The organism is Pseudescherichia vulneris NBRC 102420 (assembly GCF_000759795.1).
In the GTDB taxonomy this organism is placed as follows: domain Bacteria; phylum Pseudomonadota; class Gammaproteobacteria; order Enterobacterales; family Enterobacteriaceae; genus Pseudescherichia; species Pseudescherichia vulneris.
Map to the genome: position 1 here is coordinate 1 of NZ_BBMZ01000010.1, position 21350 is coordinate 21350.

19 protein-coding genes and 1 pseudogene are annotated in these 21350 nt (G+C 56.5%); 9 read left to right on the top strand and 11 right to left on the bottom strand.

What is annotated here, in order from left to right:
• Nucleotides 1–31: 31 nt before the first annotated feature.
• The 5 genes from kdsA to hemA all read right to left on the bottom strand — a co-directional run bounded on the left by kdsA (nucleotide 32) and on the right by hemA (nucleotide 5017).
• Nucleotides 32–886: a 3-deoxy-8-phosphooctulonate synthase gene (gene kdsA / locus EV102420_RS09175; protein WP_042391195.1), complete on the bottom strand. Its 855-nt coding sequence runs from the start codon at nucleotides 884–886 to the stop codon at nucleotides 32–34.
• Nucleotides 887–924: 38 nt separating this feature from the next.
• Nucleotides 925–1734 (bottom strand): invasion regulator SirB1, encoded by an 810-nt coding sequence (gene sirB1, locus EV102420_RS09180; RefSeq protein WP_042391197.1) that lies wholly within the window; start codon nucleotides 1732–1734, stop codon nucleotides 925–927.
• A 65-nt stretch (nucleotides 1735–1799) separates the two neighbouring features.
• Nucleotides 1800–2642 carry a peptide chain release factor N(5)-glutamine methyltransferase gene (gene prmC / locus EV102420_RS09185; RefSeq protein ID WP_042391200.1) on the bottom strand — a complete coding sequence of 281 codons (843 nt, stop codon included), beginning with the start codon at nucleotides 2640–2642 and terminating at the stop codon, nucleotides 1800–1802.
• On the bottom strand, nucleotides 2642–3724 hold the full coding sequence (gene prfA, locus EV102420_RS09190; RefSeq protein WP_042391201.1) for a peptide chain release factor 1: 1083 nt from the start codon (nucleotides 3722–3724) through the stop codon (nucleotides 2642–2644). The genes prmC and prfA overlap by 1 nt, the downstream gene beginning before the upstream one ends.
• Before the next feature lie 36 nt (nucleotides 3725–3760).
• Complete coding sequence (gene hemA / locus EV102420_RS09195; RefSeq protein ID WP_042391202.1) at nucleotides 3761–5017, bottom strand: glutamyl-tRNA reductase; 1257 nt, start codon at nucleotides 5015–5017, stop codon at nucleotides 3761–3763.
• A gap of 201 nt (nucleotides 5018–5218) precedes the next feature.
• On the opposite strand from hemA, the gene lolB reads away from it, so the two are divergent.
• From lolB to dauA, 4 genes are all read left to right on the top strand, one after another.
• On the top strand, nucleotides 5219–5842 hold the full coding sequence (gene lolB / locus EV102420_RS09200) for a lipoprotein insertase outer membrane protein LolB (protein ID WP_042391204.1): 624 nt from the start codon (nucleotides 5219–5221) through the stop codon (nucleotides 5840–5842).
• Nucleotides 5842–6702 (top strand): 4-(cytidine 5'-diphospho)-2-C-methyl-D-erythritol kinase, encoded by an 861-nt coding sequence (ispE, locus tag EV102420_RS09205; RefSeq protein ID WP_165570659.1) that lies wholly within the window; start codon nucleotides 5842–5844, stop codon nucleotides 6700–6702. The genes lolB and ispE overlap by 1 nt, the downstream gene beginning before the upstream one ends.
• Before the next feature lie 167 nt (nucleotides 6703–6869).
• Nucleotides 6870–7817: a ribose-phosphate diphosphokinase gene (gene prs, locus EV102420_RS09210; protein ID WP_106403918.1), complete on the top strand. Its 948-nt coding sequence runs from the start codon at nucleotides 6870–6872 to the stop codon at nucleotides 7815–7817.
• 125 nt (nucleotides 7818–7942) lie between these two features.
• A complete protein-coding gene (dauA, locus tag EV102420_RS09215; protein WP_042391210.1) occupies nucleotides 7943–9622 on the top strand; it encodes a C4-dicarboxylic acid transporter DauA in 1680 nt (559 codons plus the stop codon).
• A 3-nt stretch (nucleotides 9623–9625) separates the two neighbouring features.
• On the opposite strand, the gene EV102420_RS09220 is transcribed toward dauA, so the two are convergent.
• The 5 genes from EV102420_RS09220 to EV102420_RS09240 form a co-directional block, all read right to left on the bottom strand.
• Entirely contained in the window at nucleotides 9626–10666 is a 1041-nt protein-coding gene (locus tag EV102420_RS09220) for a MerR family transcriptional regulator (protein WP_042391212.1), read from the bottom strand.
• A 165-nt stretch (nucleotides 10667–10831) separates the two neighbouring features.
• A complete protein-coding gene (ychH, locus tag EV102420_RS09225) occupies nucleotides 10832–11107 on the bottom strand; it encodes a stress-induced protein YchH (RefSeq protein ID WP_042391214.1) in 276 nt (91 codons plus the stop codon).
• A 271-nt stretch (nucleotides 11108–11378) separates the two neighbouring features.
• On the bottom strand, nucleotides 11379–11867 hold the full coding sequence (locus EV102420_RS09230) for an Hcp family type VI secretion system effector (protein ID WP_042391215.1): 489 nt from the start codon (nucleotides 11865–11867) through the stop codon (nucleotides 11379–11381).
• Nucleotides 11868–12236, bottom strand: a complete 369-nt coding sequence (locus EV102420_RS09235) for a putative T6SS immunity periplasmic lipoprotein (protein WP_042391216.1) — start codon at nucleotides 12234–12236, stop codon at nucleotides 11868–11870. It abuts the gene before it with no gap.
• Nucleotides 12233–12784, bottom strand: a complete 552-nt coding sequence (locus EV102420_RS09240) for a hypothetical protein (protein ID WP_042391217.1) — start codon at nucleotides 12782–12784, stop codon at nucleotides 12233–12235. The genes EV102420_RS09235 and EV102420_RS09240 overlap by 4 nt, the downstream gene beginning before the upstream one ends.
• Nucleotides 12785–13085: 301 nt before the next feature.
• Between EV102420_RS09240 and pth the strand changes: the two genes are divergently transcribed.
• From pth to EV102420_RS09265, 5 genes and pseudogenes are all read left to right on the top strand, one after another.
• Nucleotides 13086–13670, top strand: coding sequence for an aminoacyl-tRNA hydrolase (pth, locus tag EV102420_RS09245; RefSeq protein WP_042391218.1), 585 nt, complete (start codon nucleotides 13086–13088; stop codon nucleotides 13668–13670).
• A 126-nt stretch (nucleotides 13671–13796) separates the two neighbouring features.
• Nucleotides 13797–14891, top strand: coding sequence for a redox-regulated ATPase YchF (ychF, locus tag EV102420_RS09250; protein ID WP_042391220.1), 1095 nt, complete (start codon nucleotides 13797–13799; stop codon nucleotides 14889–14891).
• A 272-nt stretch (nucleotides 14892–15163) separates the two neighbouring features.
• Entirely contained in the window at nucleotides 15164–15601 is a 438-nt protein-coding gene (locus EV102420_RS09255; RefSeq protein WP_042391222.1) for a DcrB-related protein, read from the top strand.
• A 17-nt stretch (nucleotides 15602–15618) separates the two neighbouring features.
• Nucleotides 15619–19453: pseudogene (locus EV102420_RS09260) on the top strand (RHS repeat-associated core domain-containing protein); the annotation flags it as partial.
• A gap of 250 nt (nucleotides 19454–19703) precedes the next feature.
• Nucleotides 19704–20195, top strand: coding sequence for an Imm15 family immunity protein (locus EV102420_RS09265; RefSeq protein WP_042391225.1), 492 nt, complete (start codon nucleotides 19704–19706; stop codon nucleotides 20193–20195).
• Nucleotides 20196–20412: 217 nt separating this feature from the next.
• Here the strand turns inward: EV102420_RS09265 and EV102420_RS09270 are convergent, their stop codons facing one another.
• On the bottom strand, nucleotides 20413–21270 hold the full coding sequence (locus EV102420_RS09270) for a DMT family transporter (protein ID WP_042391226.1): 858 nt from the start codon (nucleotides 21268–21270) through the stop codon (nucleotides 20413–20415).
• Nucleotides 21271–21350: the final 80 nt, after the last annotated feature.

Sequence of the window (21350 nt, forward strand, 5' to 3'; positions counted from 1 at the left end):
ATAAAAAAACCCGCCGAGGCGGGTTTTTTTATTAGTTCTCGGTGTCGAGCTCGTCGAAGCTCTTCACCAGATCGTCAATGGCTTTGATCTGCTTGAGGAACGGCTCCAGCTTGTCCAGCGGTAGCGCGGACGGGCCGTCGCATTTAGCATGGGCTGGATCCGGATGCGCCTCAATGAACAGGCCCGCCAAACCGGTAGCCATACCGGCACGCGCCAGCTCGGTCACCTGACCACGACGGCCGCTGGAAGCTTCGCCAAACGGGTCGCGGCACTGCAGAGCGTGGGTTACGTCGAAGATCACCGGCGAGTTGCCAGAGACCTTTTTCATCACGCTGAAGCCCAGCATGTCCACAACCAGGTTATCGTAACCAAAGTTTGCGCCACGGTCACAGAGGATCACCTTCTCATTGCCGCCTTCGCGGAACTTGTCGACGATGTTGCCCATCTGCCCAGGGCTAACGAACTGCGGCTTCTTCACGTTGATCACCGCGCCGGTTTTCGCCATCGCTTCTACCAGATCGGTCTGGCGAGCAAGGAACGCCGGAAGCTGGATCACATCAACCACCTCAGATACCGGCTGCGCCTGGTGAGCTTCGTGGACGTCGGTGATCACTTTTACGCCGAAGGTCTGCTTCAGCTCCTGGAAGATTTTCATCCCCTCTTCGAGGCCCGGGCCACGATAGGAGTGAATAGAGGAGCGGTTGGCTTTATCAAAAGAGGCCTTGAACACGTACGGAATGCCCAGCTTCTGGGTCACGGTCACGTAGTGCTCGCAAATACGCATCGCAAGGTCGCGTGACTCCAGCACGTTCATGCCGCCAAACAGCACGAACGGCAGATCGTTTGCCACGTTAATATCGCCAATGCTAACCACTTTTTGTTTCATAGAATCGCCTTATCAGGTTTGAATCGGAACTCATCGGATTAATGCAGCGTAATCTGCCGATGCGAAATAGTATTAATCTGCGCGCGGATCATTTCGCTGATCGGATCTTCCGGACACTGCTCCACAAAATAGCTTAAATCATGCAGCGCGACGTGATCGCAATCGAGCTGGGCGTAAATCAGCCCGCGATCGCGGATCTCATAGGGATCTTCCGGGTTAAACTGTAACAGCGCTTCGCTGGCCCGCAGCGCCAGCTCCATCTGCTGCTCTTCCATCAGCGCCGATTTCAGCGTGTCGAGCAGCTTGCGGATCACCTCGGCGTTATCCGCCTCGTCGAGATCCTCGTTAAACAGCTCCGCCATCGGGCTGATATTGCCCTTCAGCCACACTTCCAGCGTGTGCTCATCCAGCGTATCGCCGTTGAACGGGTTAATCAGCCACATCTCACCGTCCATCCACTCGGCGCGCAGGATCAGCTGCGTCGGGAAGATCACCGGCGACAGCGGAATATCCAGCTGCTCGGCTACCCACAGCAGGATCGCCCCAAGGGAGACGGCGCTGCCCTGGCGGTCTTTCAGCACGCTATCAAGCCACAGCGCATCGGACAGGCGATAGACGCCCTGCGAATCCTGAAAACCCCAGTCGCCATAAAAGAGTGCCAGCAGCTTCTCTAGCTGCCCCTCCTGCGGCTGCGCCTCGCTTATCTCTTCGCGAGCCAGCGCAACCAGCTTCTCCAGCTCCTCACAGACATACTGCGACGGAAAGTCGTCGCGGATAAGTTGTGAAACGAGGATCATCCCGTCGCATAACGGTGCTTTATTAAATTCGAAATCGGCTAACGACCTCATTACTTACCCCAGTCACGGTATTCGACGTTGATGATAACGCCAAACGGCGCTTCAGTCAGCCTTGCTTATGGTTGCGATGGACCTAACCTACCCGCAGTCAGCCGCTCGTTGCCGCCGTAATCCCGCGTGGTTTCAACGTCCTGATAGTCATTTTTAGCAAAAAGTGCCCGCACGGCCTCTCCCTGCTGCCAGCCATGCTCCAGCAGCAGCCAGCCGTCAGGCAGCAGAAACGCGCGCCCCTGCTCGATAATCCACGCCAGATCTGCCAGGCCGCGATCCGCCGCCACCAGCGCACTGCGCGGCTCAAAGCGCACGTCGCCCTCGGCAAGATGCGGATCCTGCTCGTCAATATAGGGCGGATTGCTAACGATAGTGGCGAAGTGCTGCCCGCTAAGCGCGCTGAACCAGTGGCTCTGCCGCAGGGTCACGTTAGCTATGCCTAAGTGCTCGGCGTTACGCTGGGCAAGGGCCACCGCGTCGGGCATAAGATCCACGGCGGTGATGTGGCAGTCGGGACGCTCGCTGGCCAGCGCCAGCGCAATCGCGCCGGTGCCGGTGCCTAAATCGAGGATATCGCACGGCGTGGCCGGCAGACGGGCAAGCGCCTGTTCAACCAGGCACTCGGTATCCGGACGGGGGATCAGCGTGGCCGGAGAGACAAATAGCGGCAGCGACCAGAACTCGCGCGTACCCACCAGGTGGGCCACCGGCTCGCCGCGCTGGCGACGGGCCAGCAGCGCCTCAAGCTGCGCCTGCTCGGCGGGCAGCAGTTCGGTTTCGCCGAAGGCCAGAATATAGGTGCGCGCCCTGCCGGTAACAAAACCGAGCAGGATCTCCGCATCGCGGCGGGGGCTTTCGCTTGCCGCAAGCTGACTTACCGCCTGGCGTAGCCAGTGCTGATAATCCATTATTCCTGCTCGGCCAGCGCCGCCAGCTGATCGGCCTGGTACTCCTGCACGATAGGCTCAATCAGCATATCGAGCTTGCCTTCCATCACCTCGTCCAGACGGTAGAGCGTCAGGTTGATTCGGTGATCGGTAACGCGCCCCTGCGGGAAGTTATAGGTCCGGTTACGGTCGCTGCGATCGCCGCTGCCCAGCAGGTTGCGGCGGGTTGAGGCTTCTGCCTGCTGGCGTTTAGCGATCTCGGCGGCGCGGATACGTGAGCCGAGCACCGCCAGCGCTTTGGCTTTGTTCTTGTGCTGGGAACGTTCGTCCTGGCACTCCACCACGATCCCGGTGGGCAGGTGGGTAATACGGATCGCCGAGTCGGTGGTGTTAACGTGCTGACCGCCCGCACCGGAGGAGCGGAAGGTATCGATACGCAGATCCGCCGGGTTGATATCCGGCAGTTCGGCTTCCGGCAGCTCCGGCATCAACGCCACGGTACAGGCCGAGGTGTGGATCCGTCCCTGTGATTCGGTGGCCGGGACGCGCTGTACGCGGTGGCCGCCGGATTCAAACTTCAGGCGTCCGTAAACGCCTTCGCCGCTCACCTTAGCGATCACCTCTTTAAAGCCGCCATGCTCGCCTTCGTTGGCGCTCATGATCTCTACGCGCCAGCGGCGGGACTCCGCGTAGCGACTGTACATGCGGAACAGATCGCCGGCAAAGAGCGCGGCTTCGTCACCGCCGGTTCCGGCGCGGACTTCAAGGAAGGCGTTGCGTTCGTCGTCCGGATCCTTCGGCAGAAGCAGAACCTGCAGGTGCGCCTCAAGGGCTTCACCCTTCTCTTTCAGCTCGCGCAGCTCTTCCTGCGCCATCTCGCGCATCTCGGGATCGTCGAGCATCATCTGCGCGGTTTCTATATCTTCCTGAATCTGTCGCCAGTCAGTAAAGCAGCGCGAGACATCGCTTAATTGCGCATATTCACGCGACAGCGCACGAAAGCGGTCTTGATCTGCGATGGTTCCTGCATCACCGAGCAGCGCCTGAACTTCTTCATGGCGTTCGTGCAGGGCTTCCAGTTTGGCAACAATAGAAGGCTTCATAGGCGTAAATGCACCCTGTAATAAGAGGTTGTTGTGCTACTCCAGCCCGAGGCTGTTGCGCAGAATATGCAGGCGTTCATCGTCCCCGTTACGGGCAGCCTGCTGAAGTGATTTGGTTGGAGAGTGGATCAGGCGGTTGGTCAGCTTGCGGGCCAGATCCTGCATAATGGCCTGGGCATCGCCGCCCTGCTCAAGCGCGGCAAGGGCTTTTGCGGTGAGCTCGTCGCGAACCTGCTCTGCCTGGCCGCGATATTCACGGATCGTCTCGCTGGCGCTCTGGGCGCGCAGCCAGGCCATGAACTCGCTGCTCTCCTGAGCAACGATGGTCTCCGCTTCCACGGCGGCGGCTTTCCGCTGCGCCAGGTTGTGCGAAATAATGCTTTGTAGGTCATCAACGCTGTAGAGATAGGCGTTCGCCAGCTTGCCAACGTCCGGCTCGACGTCGCGGGGAACGGCGATATCCACCAGCAGCATGGGCTGGTTACGGCGGGATTTCAGCGCGCGCTCAACCATCCCTTTACCGATAATCGGCAGCGGGCTGGCGGTGGAGCTGATGATGATATCCGCGTCCTGCAGGCGGGCGTCGATGTCGCTGAGGGAGATCACCTCTGCGCCCACCTCATCGGCCAGCAGCTCGGCACGTTCGCGGGTGCGGTTGGCGATGATCATCTTCTGCACCTTATGTTCGCGCAGATGACGAGCCACCAGCTCAATGGTTTCACCCGCGCCCACCAGCAGCACCGTCACGCTGGAGAGCGACTCAAAGATCTGCCGCGCCAGCGTACAGGCGGCAAAGGCCACCGATACGGCGCTGGCCCCGATATCCGTTTCGGTACGTACCCGCTTGGCCACGGAGAAGGATTTCTGGAACATGCGCTCCAGCGCGCTGGCGTTCAGGTGTCCACGGCTGGAATCGGCGAAGGCTTTTTTCACCTGGCCCAGGATCTGTGGCTCGCCCAGCACCAATGAATCAAGGCCGCTGGCAACACGCATCAGGTGGCTCACGGCATCGTTGTCTTCGTGCCAGTAGAGGCTTTTACGCAGCTCGGCTTCGTCCAGATGATGATAGTCACACAGCCAGCGGATAAGCGCTTCCTGCAGGTTATCCTGCTCTTCCACGCTCAGGTAAAGCTCGGTGCGGTTACACGTCGACAGGACTACCCCACCCTGCACCATAGGCTGCGCCAGCAGGCTCTCTAAAGCCTGGTCGAGCGTGTCCGGCGTGAACGTAACGCGTTCCCGCAGTGAGACAGGTGCTGTTTTGTGGTTGATGCCGAGCGCTAAAAGAGTCATGTCAGCGGGAGTAGTACCAGTGTTGATAAGGTTAGTCTGTGCGCATCATACAGGATGCGTCGGGTCAATAAAAGAGACAGCCCCCTTTTGGAGTAATTGGTAATTTCATGATTTAAGACAACTTGAACGTAGACGGTATTCCTGCTCAGCGCTAGCATTAAAGATTATAACCGTAACGCACCACAAGGATTTGTCCTCATTATGACTTTACCGGACCGTCGACTGCTTCGCCTGTTACCGCTTGCTAGCCTGGTACTTACCGCCTGTTCTATTCATGCTCCGAAAGGCCCGGGTAAAAGTCCGGACTCGCCGCAGTGGCGTCAGCATCAGCAGGAGGTGCGTAACCTGAGCCAGTACCAGACGCGCGGGGCCTTTGCCTACCTCTCTGATAGCCAAAAAGTATACGCCCGTTTCTTCTGGCAGCAGACCGGCCAAGATAACTACCGCCTGCTGCTGACCAATCCCCTTGGCAGCACCGAGCTGGAGCTGAACGCCAAGCCGGGCAGCGTGGAGCTGGTAGATAACAAAGGTCAGCACTACACCGCTACCGACGCCGAAGAGATGATTGGCAAGCTGACCGGCATGCCTATCCCGCTTAACAGCCTGCGCCAGTGGATCCTCGGCCTGCCTGGCGACGCCACCGACTATAAGCTGGATAGCCAGTACCGTCTGAGCGAGCTCAACTACACCCAGAACGGCAAGACCTGGAAGGTCACCTACGGCGGCTACGATGCGAAATCTAGCCCGGCAATGCCGTCAAATATGGAGCTCAACCAGGACGGCCAGCGGATCAAACTGAAGATGGATAACTGGATTGTAAAATGATGACCCAGTGGCCTTCGCCGGCAAAACTTAATCTTTTTTTATATATCACCGGCCAGCGGCATGATGGTTATCACGACCTGCAGACGCTGTTTCAGTTTCTCGACTACGGCGATACCCTCAGCATTGAACCGCGCACCGACGGTAAGATCCGTCTGCTGACGCCGGTAGAGGGCGTGGCGGAGAGCGATAACCTGATCGTGCGCGCTGCCAAACTGCTTCAGCAGGCGGCCACGGAGCGCGACTCCCTGCCTGCGGGCAGCGGCGCAGATATCCGCATCGATAAACGCCTGCCAATGGGCGGCGGGCTGGGAGGAGGCTCCTCTAACGCGGCGACGGTGCTGGTCGCGCTTAACCATCTCTGGGGCTGCGGGCTGTCGGCAGATGCGCTGGCGACGCTGGGGTTAACCCTTGGTGCGGACGTGCCGGTATTTGTCCACGGTCACGCGGCCTTTGCCGAGGGCGTTGGCGAAGAGCTGACCCCGGTGGATCCACCGGAAAAATGGTATCTGGTGGCCCACCCTGGCATACATATTTCGACCCCGGCCATCTTCAACGATCCTGATTTGCCTCGCAATACGCCAAAGCGGCCAATTAATACGTTACTAAACTGTGAATTCGGCAACGATTGCGAGGTTATCGCAAGAAAACGTTTTCGCGAGGTTGATGCGGCGCTTTCCTGGCTGTTAGAATACGCGCCGTCGCGCCTGACTGGCACAGGAGCCTGCGTCTTTGCTGAATTTGACTCAGAGTCCTCCGCTCGTCAGGTGCTTGAGCAAGCCCCGGAATGGCTGCAGGGTTTTGTCGCGCGAGGCGTAAACGTTTCGCCGCTTATGCAAGCGCTACACCCTAAAGATTTCTAATAATGCTCTAACGAGCATTTGGGGCTTAATGAGACTCGGTGACAACGTCACCTCTGATCCAGACGTTGCATCGCGCTCTTTAAATACATCGCCTGGATAGCGTAGCCTGGCCCGCACAGTTTTCGGCGACGCTATCCACCACTGGACGCATGCCTGAGGTTCTTCTCGTGCCTGATATGAAGCTTTTTGCTGGTAACGCCACCCCGGAACTAGCACAACGTATTGCCAACCGCCTGTACACTTCTCTCGGCGACGCCGCCGTAGGTCGCTTTAGCGACGGCGAAGTCAGCGTACAAATCAACGAAAATGTACGCGGTGGTGATATTTTCATCATCCAGTCCACTTGTGCTCCAACGAATGACAACCTGATGGAGTTAGTTGTCATGGTTGATGCGCTGCGTCGTGCTTCCGCAGGCCGTATCACTGCCGTTATCCCCTACTTCGGCTATGCCCGTCAGGATCGCCGCGTGCGCTCCGCGCGTGTACCTATCACCGCGAAAGTAGTTGCCGACTTCCTCTCCAGCGTAGGCGTTGACCGTGTCCTGACCGTTGACCTGCACGCCGAGCAGATCCAGGGCTTCTTCGACGTTCCGGTTGATAACGTATTCGGCAGCCCAATCCTGCTGGAAGATATGCTGCAGCTGAACCTCGATAATCCAATCGTTGTCTCTCCGGACATCGGCGGCGTGGTGCGTGCGCGTGCTATCGCTAAGCTGCTGAACGATACCGATATGGCTATCATCGACAAACGCCGCCCCCGTGCGAACGTTTCTCAGGTTATGCATATCATTGGTGACGTTGCTGGCCGCGACTGCGTGCTGGTTGACGACATGATCGATACTGGCGGTACGCTGTGTAAAGCGGCAGAAGCGCTGAAAGAGCGCGGCGCGAAGCGTGTCTTTGCCTACGCTACCCACCCGATCTTCTCCGGCAACGCGGTAAACAACCTGCGTCATTCCGTGATCGATGAAGTGGTCGTCTGCGACACTATCCCGCTCTCCCCTGAGATCAAAGCCCTGCCGAACGTGCGTACCCTGACGCTCTCCGGCATGTTGGCCGAAGCGATTCGTCGTATCAGCAACGAAGAATCTATCTCCGCGATGTTTGAGCATTAATCGCGCTGTATAATAGAAACCCGCTTCGGCGGGTTTTTTTGTGCCTGAAAAACATTTGTATGATGTATTCACGCATTATCTACCATTCATATGGCGGATAATGCGTGTATGAATGACTAGCCTTTATGAAGATGATGAACCTTTCAGAAATTTTACCCTTCCGCGCGCTAATCGATGCCTGCTGGAAAGAGCGATACAGCTTCCCACGTTTCACCCGCGACCTTGTGGCGGGCATCACCGTCGGCATTATTGCCATTCCGCTGGCGATGGCGTTGGCTATCGGCAGCGGCGTTGCGCCGCAGTATGGCCTCTACACCTCGGCGGTGGCCGGGATTGTTATTGCCCTCTGCGGCGGCTCGCGCTTTAGCGTCTCTGGTCCCACGGCGGCATTTGTGGTGATCCTCTATCCGGTCTCCCAGCAGTTTGGTCTGGCGGGACTGCTGGTGGCCACGCTTCTCTCTGGACTGTTTCTGATCCTGTTCGGCCTCGCCCGCTTTGGCCGTCTGATCGAGTACATTCCGCTACCCGTCACGCTGGGCTTTACCGCCGGGATTGGGATCACCATCGGCACCATGCAGATAAAAGATTTTCTCGGTCTGGAGATGGCCCAGGTGCCGGAGCACTATTTGCAGAAGGTCGGCGCGCTGGCGATGGCGCTGCCCACCCTTAACCTGGGGGATGCCGCCATCGGCGTGGTCACGCTTGGGGTGCTCATCCTCTGGCCGCGCCTCGGGATCCGCCTTCCGGGCCATCTTCCCGCCCTGCTGGCCGGATGCGCAGTGATGGCGCTGGTCAAGCTGGCTGGCGTTGACGTGGCGACCATCGGCTCGCGCTTTCACTATCTGCTGGCCGACGGCACTCAAGGCAGCGGCATTCCGCAGCTTCTGCCCCAGCTGGTGCTGCCGTGGCAGATGCCCGGCTCCTCGTTTACCCTGAACTGGGCCTCGGTGCAGGCGCTGTTGCCCGCCGCTTTTTCCATGGCGATGCTTGGGGCAATTGAGTCGCTGCTTTGCGCGGTGGTGCTCGACGGCATGACCGGCACGCGGCACAAGGCCAATAACGAGCTGATCGGTCAGGGGCTGGGCAACCTGATCGCTCCCTTCTTCGGCGGTATTACCGCGACCGCGGCGATTGCCCGCTCGGCGGCAAACGTGCGGGCGGGCGCAACCTCGCCGGTGGCGGCTATTATCCATGCCCTGCTGGTGATCCTCGCCCTGCTGGTACTCGCCCCCCTGCTCTCATGGCTGCCGCTGTCAGCCATGGCCGCCCTGCTGCTGATGGTGGCCTGGAACATGAGCGAAGCGCATAAGGTGGTTAACCTGCTGCGACGCGCCCCGACGGACGACATCATGGTGATGCTGATGTGCATGTCACTGACGGTGCTGTTCGATATGGTTATCGCCATCAGCGTCGGCATCGTGCTGGCGTCGCTGCTGTTTATGCGCCGCATCGCCCGTTTGACCCGACTCGCCCCGGTTAACGTCGAGGTGCCCGATGACGTCACCGTGCTGCGGGTCATTGGGCCGCTCTTCTTCGCTGCGGCCGACGGGCTATTTAACGATCTGGAGTCACGGATTGCCGGCAAGCGTATCGTGGTGCTGAAGTGCGATGCCGTACCGGTGCTGGACGCGGGTGGACTGGATGCCTTCCAGCGCTTTGTCAAACGGCTGCCGGAAGGCTGTGAGCTGCGGGTTAGCAACCTGGAGTTTCAGCCCCTGCGCACGATGGCGCGCGCAGGCGTGAAGCCGATTGCCGGGCGGCTGGCGTTCTATCCCAACCGGGAAGCGGCGCTGGCGGATCTGTAATGATTAGGGTGCAGCGTACCGGCGCTGCATCATTACCCCAATCGCCTGCTGTAGCCAGGCCAGCACCTCGGGGGTCATCCAGGTTCCCTTCATCAGCAGCGGCTCCTGCTGCATCGCAACGCGGAATTTCTGCTGGGTAGCGGGACTGTCCCCGGCGTAGGACTGGAAAAGCTCAAGCCAGTTCTGCGCCAGCTGCTGACCCTGTTCAGACGCAGGATCGCACGCCTCCCGCGTCGCCTGGTGCAGCTTCGCCACCAGCGGCGGCCACTCCGCCAGTCGGTCAAAATAGTGCGCGCGGGTAAAGGCCATCTCCTGCGGGGTAAGATAACGCTGCCAGATAGCCAGCTTGCTCTCTGCAAAGGCGCGGGTGATGTAGGCGATAATCTGCGGCGTAATGCCCGTCCGCTCGCGCATCTGCGGCTCCACGCTATGCATCTCATTAAGACGGGTCAGAAACTCCGGCTTGCCTGCCGTATCCTGCTCCAGACGATCCATCCAGCGGATCGCCAGATCCATTGCGTTGGCATCGGTCTCGGCAACCTTTTGCGCCATCAGGGTCTGTGCTTCCGTGACCAGCGCCGCCCAGAGGGAAGCCAGCCGTTCGCCTTCGGCGGCAAACGGCAGCTGCTGTAGCTCTTCTTTGGTAAACCAGCGATCGTACATATTCATTAACTCCAGAGTCTGTAGCCAGGACTCCAGATCCGGTTCGCTCTCCTCTTCCAACCCGCTACGCAGCGTGCAAAGCTGGTCGCGCAGCGTATGAATGCTGCGCAGCTGCCTGGCCAGCAGTGCGATTTGCGCATCGAGCAGATCGGGAAGTGAGAGCGTATCCTGCTCCAGAAAGTCCTTGATTTCGGCAAGCTCCAGCCCCGCTTTTGCCAGCGCCTGGATCATATGCAGGCGCTGTACATCCGCAAGGTTATAGAGCCGGTAGCCTGCCTCGCTTCTGGCGGAGGGCAGCAGCAGCCCGGTTTGTTCGTAGTGGTGTAACGTGCGAACGGTGATGCCGGCGCGTTTCGCCAGCTCGCCTACCTGAATTAACATTGCTGCCCCTTGTCCTAACCAGTCACGCTACTCTGGGGCCTTACGTTACGTGAGGGTCAAGGCGCAATGCAAAAATAAAAGCGAAAAAAAACGACTCCCATGAGTCGCTTAGTGTTTTCCAGGCCGGGTAAGCGCAGCGCCACCCGGCAAAATAGATAGTGACCATCAGCTATGCTTATGTTGATCCCGGCGGCAGCGTTTGTCGTAGTGGCGTACCCACCAGTACTTATCGCACACCTGCTCGTGGCCGCCGACGCGTGCCCCTGCCAGCCAGAGAATGGCCCCCAGGAAGATGCTCAGTATGGCCCCGTGAGCGAAATACTGCGGCAGGTTAAGCTGCGGAAGCTGATTTAAGATGGAGTAACCGACGCCAACGACCATCACCACTAACCCTAAACCCATGAGCGCATTACCAAGTCTCGATGCGTTTTTGCGTTTCATATGTCACCTCCGGCGTTGTGGTCTGAACGGGAAACATCCCCAATCCTTATGGATAAAGTATAGGCAGGGCGTCTTTGACAGGGTGCGGGCGGGATCACATTTATAAATATCTTATTCACAGAACTTTACATATAAACCGCTGAACTCAATCAATTTCTAATAGTTGTTAAGACTAATTATTTCAAAGTTTATCTTTAAAGAATGCCGGGTTTCTCCAGCTTTGGACCTTGAGCATCACCACCGCCTCCTCAAGAGGCGGCATAACGGCGGATTAGCGTCCTTGAGGGTTTTTATTCCACGCATCTTCGTATTTGATCATACCCTCCAGATAATACCACTCAATCCCTCTGTATCTGATGGCGACATTTTCAATCATATTATGGTGTTGCGAACCAGGGAAATAACTGTGATTGGCATTTACAGAAATGATGACAATGCTGTCTAACGTTACCCTATAGATCTCATACTCCACGCCCGCTTCGTTAACATCATAATAGTGTATAATCGCCTTTTGTAGTCTTTTACTTTGACAAACGGCGTTGGCGAGAAAAGGCGATGCTTTATCTATTTGCTTATGAATAGTATAAGCATTATGTTGCCGCGTGCCCATTAGCGAACCGGTATTAGAGCAGACAACCTGACTTACTCCATATCCGCTGCTCATCACTTCGATAGCACCTTCGCGGCCTAATGCCACACAACCACCATTGATCATAACGCCGTTTTCGTCATATAAATACATATAGGCTGGCAAAGACATTTAATTACCTCCTGAACCAACAACATTCCAGTTATTATCTATAAAGAACTCATAGTGATAATTAATATCGTTTAGAGTATACATTGTGCCATACTGGTAGCCCGGCTTAAGTTTGATATTGAAGCATGTATCAGGATATGAAAGCTTCACAGGGACCGGAGGAGAATTAAGAATAACATTAAGTTTATTATTCTCATTCGACTCCAGGTAATAACGACTCAACCTATCTTTGCTATCAACGCTGTAACATACCCTTTCGTTATCAACAGAGATCCATCTTGATTCACCTATCTCTGCTCCTTCGCCTTTGCCTCCAGGACAACCGGTAAGTAAAAAAAGCATAGGAATCATAAAAATAAGAGCCTTCATGCCGGAAAACTCCCGAGCACCTTTTTATACATTTCAATGTACTTACGCTCAGGAATTGAAGCATCATAATCTCTAAGCTGTATAGCTGCCTTCGTATGATAGAAACCATAGTGAACTAACACCCAATAATCGCTGACTATACTGGCCTGCTGTTCCAGACCATAATCAAGCAAGCTTGCCTTATCAAGGCTATAACTATAATCAACAGCCCAGGAGAAAGCACCACGAGTTCTGACCCACATTCCGTGCTGATGTTGCCAAACGTGCATCATTTCATGAAGAAAAAGGTATTTGAAATATACACCCGTAGTAGTTGAAAAATCTTCTTGATAGCGCCCTTCCCGAAACCACATTTCACCGTCTGGGCTCATAGCCTGGAGGTTACTTTGTAAATTAAACGGCAAATAACTTTCTTTATGGATCCAAACTTGATTATAATGAATACTGAAGCCGTAGAGCGAAGAAGCCAAGTTAATTTCCCCTAATCTTAACCGCCTTAGTCCGCCCTCAGCTGTTTTAGGCCATCTGATAGAGTCAGCATAAAACATTTACACGCCCTCCGTGCTAAAACTCCAATATAACACCGTAGGCGACGAGTACAATTATTTAATTTATGAATGCATTGTTGTAAACCATTAATTACCTAAATAGAAAACCCCACCTTTTCCAAATCACGCCCCTTATTAGACATCTATTCGTTAGAATAGCAGGCAAAGCTTTTAACGTTTCTATATAACGGTGACAAGTTAGAAGCTTTATCTTTCTCAATTTTTTTGCGCAGAATTTTGTCAACGCTCGCGCTACCACGTAAACTACGCGCCAAAGAGTGAACTTTTCAGGAAAAGAGACGTGACGATTAAACTGATTGTCGGCCTTGCCAACCCGGGCGCGGAGTATGCTGCTACCCGGCATAACGCCGGAGCCTGGTATGTCGACCTGCTGGCCGAACGCTATCGCGCCCCGCTGCGGGAAGAGCCTAAATTCTTTGGCTTTACTTCACGCATTAACCTGGCAGGCGAAGATGTGCGTCTGTTGGTGCCGACAACCTTTATGAACCTCAGCGGTAAAGCCGTTGCGGCGATGGCAACCTTCTACCGTATCAACCCGGACGAGGTGCTGGTGGCCCACGACGAGTTGGATCTTCCTCCCGGCGTAGCAAAGTTTAAGCTGGGCGGCGGCCACGGCGGTCATAACGGCTTAAAAGATATCATTAGCAAATTTGGCAATAACCCCAACTTTCATCGCTTACGGATAGGAATTGGCCATCCAGGGGATAAAAACAAAGTTGTGGGCTTTGTGCTGGGCAAACCGCCTGCCTCTGAACAGAAGCTCATTGATGACGCCGTTGACGAAGCGGTGCGCTGCACCGAGCTGTGGCTGAAAGAGGATTTGGTCAAGGCGACCAATCGCCTGCACGCCTTTAAGGCCCAGTAGCCCTGGGCGATGCCATTTTTGCCGCGCAGCGCGTCTGTAACGTGTATAATAGGCTAAGTTATTAACTTTTCAGCAATCTGTTTCATCTAACAGGTTGTTTATCAAGATATTAAGGTGATGTAAACCATGGGATTCAAATGCGGTATCGTCGGCTTGCCGAACGTCGGTAAATCTACCCTGTTCAATGCGCTGACTAAGGCGGGCATCGAAGCTGCCAACTTCCCGTTCTGTACTATTGAACCGAACACCGGCGTCGTGCCGATGCCGGATCCGCGCCTCGATCAGCTGGCGGAGATCGTTAAGCCGCAGCGCATTCTGCCGACCACGATGGAGTTCGTTGACATCGCGGGTCTGGTAAAAGGCGCCTCCAAAGGTGAAGGCCTGGGCAACCAGTTCCTGACCAACATCCGTGAAACCGAAGCCATCGGTCACGTGGTGCGCTGCTTTGAGAACGACAATATCATCCACGTGAATAACAAAGTGGATCCCGCTGACGATATCGAGGTGATCAACACCGAGCTGGCGCTTTCCGACCTCGACACCTGCGAGCGCGCCCTGCAGCGCGTGCAGAAGAAAGCCAAAGGCGGCGATAAAGACGCGAAAGCGGAACAGGCAGCCCTGGAAAAATGCCTGCCGCAGCTGGAAAACGCGGGCATGCTGCGCGCGCTGAAAAACCTGACGGAAGAAGACAAGGCTGCCATCAAGTACCTGAGCTTCCTGACTCTGAAACCGACCATGTATATCGCTAACGTCAACGAAGACGGTTTCGAGAACAATCCTTACCTGGACAAAGTGCGTGAAATCGCTGCCGCTGAAGGCTCAGTCGTGGTTGCTGTCTGCGCCGCCGTTGAGTCCGACATTGCCGAGCTGGATGATGCCGACCGCGAAGAGTTTATGGCCGAGCTGGGCATCGAAGAGCCGGGCCTGAACCGCGTTATTCGCGCAGGTTACGAGCTGCTGAACCTGCAAACCTACTTCACCGCCGGTGTGAAAGAGGTTCGCGCCTGGACTATTCCTGTGGGCGCAACCGCTCCGCAGGCCGCAGGCAAGATCCACACCGATTTCGAGAAGGGCTTTATCCGCGCTCAGACCATCGCCTTTGAAGACTTTATTACCTATAAGGGCGAACAGGGTGCGAAAGAGGCCGGTAAAATGCGTGCCGAAGGGAAAGACTACATCGTAAAAGATGGCGATGTGATGAACTTCCTGTTCAACGTTTAATTCGCTTCCGCTGCAAATGAACATCCACGCTTCGGCGTGGATTTTTTTCGTCGTTATTAACGATCCCTCTAATAATCAGCCGCATACCCTCACCTCATTTTTAGCCGAGCAATAGCTGTCTGAATTTTCAAATTTCAACAACAACCCTGCCCTAAATCAAATTCAAGGCATGTTATCCCGCCTCGTCAATTGACATGTTCCGTCGGAAGTATTTAATGCCAGAGCATTAGAGACCCTCTATTTATCTGCAACATACGTCAGGGACGCGCTATATGTCGGAACTCAGCTCATTCACTCTGCTCAATGAAGGTCAGATAATACTTCCTGACGGCTATCAGGATCGCACCGTCAATATCTTTACGTCCTTTGCTAAGGACGCCCCGTCATTCACCGTCTCCCGCGATAGCCTGGAGCCAAACGAAGCCCTGGCCGCCTACATTGACCGCCAGCTCGCTCAGATGCAGCAGCACCTAAAACAGTGGCAGCAGAGCGAGCGCTGCCCTGCCACGCTGGGCGAGAACCTGTCGCACGGTGAGATTGTTCATGGCAGCTACCAGCGCAACGGGAGACAGGTCTGGCAGCAGCAGGCGGTGTTTAATCTGCAGGGAGCGCACATCCTTGTGTTCACCATGACCGCAACGGTGATGCTGACCGAAGCGGATAATGTCCTGTTCGATTCCCTGCTTAAGCGCTTTCGTCTTCACGCCTGACCACAGGGAGAGGTGTTATGTTTGCAGCCGCACGCGTCGGGGATGATATCGGTCACTCCGCTGCCCTGGCCGGAATGGTGGCCGGTACGCTCGTGGGTGGTTTCATTGCCGCTGCGGGAGGCCTCGCCGCAGGGGCACTGCTCTTCACCGGTCTGGGCGCGTCCTGCCTGGGCGTGGGTGTGCTGCTTGTCGGACTCAGCGTTGCCGTGGGCTGGCTTACCGGCGAACTGGCAACCACGGCACGGGACACGCTGGCTGAAGGCGGTGCCGACAGCATGACGCAGCAGGGCGTCATCACTACCGGCTCGCCCAATGTCTTCATCAACGGCAGGCCCGCCGCAGTGGCCTCCGCCAGTCTGGTCTCCTGTCAGGAGGATGGCGCTCAGCACCTGACCGAAGGGGCGTCACGGGTCCTCATCAACGGCCTGCCTGCCGGGCGCCGGGGTGACCGGACAACCTGCGGGGCGACCGTCATGACCGGTTCGCCCAACGTCCTGATTGGGGGTGCATCAGAGCAGACCCTGCCCGTTCAGGCTGAGGTCCCGGACGAATTATACAAGGCCTCAGATCTGACGCTGCTCTTCGCCGGGCTGCTCGGCGGGGGCGGAGGTGCTGGCGGGGAAGCCGGTGCCCTGGGCAGCCTGCTGAGTAAACTGCCCGGTATTAACAAACTGGCCCGTATCGCCTGTCGTGCCGGACAACTGCTGACCAGCGTCGCGGCGGTGGGCATCATTGCCCGCCCGGTGGATATCATCAGCGGGCAAAAATTCCTTTGCGGTGATGACGAGCTGGATTTCACCCTCCCCTCCCGCCTGCCGGTACGCTGGCAGCGCTGCTGGCGCAGCGGCAATCCCGGCGACAGCGTTTTAGGCCGTGGCTGGAGTCTGTTCTGGGAAACGTCCCTGGAGCACTACGGCGACGGGCTGGTGTGGCGCGCGCCGTCGGGGGATTACATCTCCTTCCCGATGGTGCCGGAGGGCCGGCGGACCTTCTGTGAAGCGGAGAAACGCTGGCTGGAGCATCATCAGGACGACACCTGGTCGGTGTATGATATCAGCGGCGAGCGCTGGCACTATCAGCCGTTGCAGGCGTGTTCCCCTTCCCTGCCGCTGCGGCTCACCGGCCCCTGCGGCAACGCAATCCTGTTTGAATGGAACCCTGACCGCACCCTGCATGCCCTGACCGACAGTGCCGGAAAGCGCGTGATGTGCCGTTACCAGGACGGGCGTCTTGAGAGCGCCTGGCTGGATGATGAGATCTGCCTGGTCAGTTATGCTTATGATACAGAGGGCCAGCTCGTCACCGTGACGGGCCGGGGCGGTAGCGTGCGCAGGCGGTTCAGCTGGCAGGATGGCCTGATGAGCGCCCATGAGGATGCAAACGGCCTGCTGAGCGAGTACCGCTGGCAGACCATCGCGGGTCTGCCCCGCGTGGTGGCATTCCGGCACAGCGGCGGCGAACAGCTGACGTTAAAATATGATTTTGACAGAGGCACACGCCAGGCGACGCGGGACGATGATGCGCAGGCGCACTGGCTGACAGATGATGATGACAACGTCGCCAGCCATACGGATTTTGACGGACGCCGGACCGCCTTTGTGTACCGCGACGGAGAGCTCACTGATGTTATTCTTCCCGGTGGTGCCATTCGCCGCAGCGTATGGGACAGGTACGGACGCCTGACGCAGGAAACCGATCCGGAAGGACGAACCACAACCTACCACTGGTACCGCCAGACCGACGGCCTGACCCGCATCGTTTACCCTGACCAGACCACCTCGCAGGCGGCATATGACCTGAGGGGACGGCTGGAGTGCGAAACCGATCCCTGCGGGTACCGCACCACATACCATTATCCGGACGATGACGATCCTCTTGCTGACAGCGTCACCAATGCCCTGGGCGGCGTGGTACAGCTGCAGTGGAACCATCAGGGGCTGCTGACGCAACGCACCGACTGCACCGGCAGCGTCACGCGATTTGAGTACGATCGTTTCGGGCAGCTTGTCCGCAGCGAGGATGCCGAAGGTCACATCACCCGCCGGGAATGGAACGCGGCCGGGCAGCTCAGCAGCGTCATTCACCCTGACGGCAGCCGCGAGTCGCTGCTGTGGAACACACGCGGACAGTTGACAGGCTGGCGCGATCCGCTGGAAAGCGAGGTGCGCCAGGCCTATAACGTCCTGGGCCTGCCCGTCAGCCTCACCGACCGTACCGGGCACACCCGCCGCTGGCATTACGATCCGCGTGGCAACCTGTTATGCCTTGAGAACGGCAACGGCGCTGAATATCGCTTTAATTATGACGCCACGGGGCACCTGCTGAGCGAGATTCGTCCGGACGGGACGTCACGACATATGCAGTGGGACGAGCGGGGTTTTCTCACTGCGCTTGAAGAGCGCGGCAGCCCTGCCGCCGACGGCGGTTCTGGTCTCCGGTGGCAGCAGTTCGGCTATGACGACAGCGGCCTGCTCACCGCACGAACGACCCGCGATGCCGGATACCATTACCGGCGTAACCACAGGGGACAGCTTACCGGCGTGTTGCGCACGCCAACAGCCGAAGGTATGGTTCGGGGTATCGATGAGGATGCCGTTCAGTTTACGTATGACGCTGCAGGAAAGCTGCTCTGTGAACGGGGTGTAAACGGTGAGCTGCATTATGTCTGTGACGCTCCGGGCAACCTGACCGCCCTCACCCTGCCCGGCGGTCAGCGGCTGGCCTGGCTGCATTACGGTTCCGGCCACGTCAGCGCCGTCCGTTTTAACCAGCAGACAGTCTCTGAATTCACCCGCGACCGTCTGCACCGGGAAACCGGACGCAGCCAGGGAGTACGCACGCAGCACCGCGAATATGACAATCTGGGCAGACGCAGCCTGCAGCGCAGCGGGCTGAGCGCAGACGTCACGCTGCCGGAACAGGCGATTCTGGCGCGTCTTTATCGTTACACCGGACGCGGCGAGCTGGCAGGTGTCAGCGACACCCTGCGCGGTGAGATACAGTAAGGTTACGACGCCGAAGGCCGCCTGCTCAAACACTATGAAGCCCGTCGGGGTCACAGCACCCTGCATTTTCGCTACGACGCTGCCGGTAACCTGCTGCCGGATGATGACCTGCCCGCCCTGCCGGTTACTGATAACCGCCTGACGCACTGGCAGCACCGGGTAATGAACTATGACACCTGGGGCAATCTTGCCAGCCGCCGCAGCAGCACGGGCGAGCAGCATTACGTCTATGACGCAGAAAACAGGTTGATAAAGGCAGAAGGCACCGGCCCGGAAGGCCGGTTTGCGGCACAGTACCACTATGATGCACTGGGCAGACGGACCCGTAAAACCGTCACCACGCAGCGCGGCACGTCAGAGACCCGCTTCCTGTGGCAGGGCTGTCGCCTGTTGCAGGAGCAGCAAAAAGATCGGTGCCAGACCTATGTTTATGACCCGAACGAGACTTACAGCCCGCTGGCGCGTGTCGATCATCTCAGGGACGACAGCCAGGGTGATATCTTCTGGTTCGGTACCGATCTCAACGGCGCACCGCTGGACGTGACGGATGAGCAGGGCAACATCTGCTGGAGCGGCCAGTACGGCAGCTTCGGTGAGGTGCGGTATCAGAGCGACGGCTTCTCGCGGCTGTTGCGGAGCGGAACCCTGTATCATCAGCCCCTGCGCTATGACGGGCAGTACGCCGACAGCGAGACGGGACTGCATTATAATCTGTTCAGGTATTACGATCCGCAGGTGGGGCGGTTTACGACGCAGGACCCGATTGGGGTACTGGGCGGGATAAATCTATATCAGTACGCACCGAATCCGCTGGGATGGATTGATCCGTGGGGGCTTTCCAAAGATACTTGTGTAGGCACGCCTAGAGACGCTCAGAAAAAAGTAGATAGGGGTCAGGGTCCCCGTGACATAAAACGCATTGATGAACCAGAACAAAGCGTTCCGGATAGCCAATGGCATGCACACCAAATAAAACCGGAAAAAGGGAAAAATCCAGCCTTGAATCAGGATGGGTCAACACATGACGGCGCTCCATCTTTTTCAAAGAAAACCTTAAAATGGTTACATAATTACGGTTGGAATATTGAGGATTGGATATGAATTACATTGATAAAAAAATACAGAGCCTTATAAAAAAAGGAGGGCTAGATAATCCTCGAGTTTATTTTGCCGAGTATGACACCTTTGAGGAAATACCATTATTCTCAAGATGGAATGACATATCATTTCTATCACAATTATCTTTTGATGAGAGAAACAAAGTTTTACTTAAAGCCGCAATAGATTTGCTTAAAAAAAATTTAAAGCCTGCTAAGAGCATTGCCAAGGATGTTGAGTTAGCTGACTTTTTTTCTTGTGTAACCATAACAGGATGGGACGATGCAATAGAAATGGGTAGTTTAAGACCTAACATTTTACTCACCCAAAGAAAAAAATGGCTGTTATCCAATCTCAATCTTAAGCAATCAGATGTCCCTGAGGCAAACCTGATAAAAGATTACCTGTCCTCTATTTCGGCTTTGAATTATAGCGCTTTCATTTCAAATGGTTTTGAAAAAAATAAAAGAGTTTATATAGTAGCTAATTAAAAATATTATTACTAATACTACAAACTATTCTTCCAGTAAAATTTTAAGCCACTAGGCATAAAGAATAACCTTGCAGCTAGAAGTCACTCAACAACAAGGCCACGTCCGCAGGAGCGGCCAGTACAGCAGCTTCGGTGAGGTACGGTATCACAGTGACGGCTTCTCATGGCTGTTGCAGACTACCACCCTACACCAGCTTTTACTCACCCCTGCCCTATTACGCCCGCACCACCATCCGCCATCTAAACCACAGCTGGGCCACCAGGATCAGTATCCCACCGGTAATTTTCTGCATCGGCAGCTTTTCCCCATACCAGATTGCCGCCGCAATCACCGTCAGTAGCGGCTCCAGCACCATAATAATTGCCGCATTGGCGACCGCGGCATGCTTTTGCCCCTGGAGCTGAAGGCCGAAGCGCAGGCTGGTGGCGATCAGAATGCTGGCGAGCAGCCACATCGCAGTGGTAGCGGTAAACGGCTGAGTCCACGTCTCCGTCAGCCCTGACAGTACCAGTCCCACCACGCCGGTCATCCCCAACTGCACCGCCGTCAGCGGCAGCAGCGGCACGTCTCTGGCACAGCGGCTGGTGTAGCAAAACGAGATCGACTGCACCACAGCGGTCAGCAAAAACCAACCCTGGCTGGCGTGAAACGACACCGGGAACTGTAAGCTCAGCAGTCCCAGACCGACAAAGGCCAGCGGCAGACACTCCCAGTAGGCACGGGCGGGCCGCACCTTCATCATCCCCCAGGCCACCAGCGGCACGAACAGCATCGACAGGCTCATGATAAATGCGCCTTCGCCGAGCGAGGGAGTCGTTGAAACGGAGTAGATCCACAGACACATGGTCAGCGCCATCCAGGCCCCGCTGATAAGCACCCTGATGATCTGCTCACGCTGAATACGCTGTCCCCGGCAGAACGGCAGCAACACCAGGGCGGCACAGCCAAAACGTAAACCCAGGAAAGCGAAAACCGGCATCCCAGAGATGCCCTCGCGGGAAAAAATCCAGCCGCAGGCGGCAATAAGGGTGACCATAATGAGGAAGAGATCGGCTTGCCGCTGGGGATTCATTGAAATAGTCATCACTACAGAAAAATATAAAAAGGTTGTGCCATCATAGTGCTAATGGCCGCAATTAAATAGATCGTTAG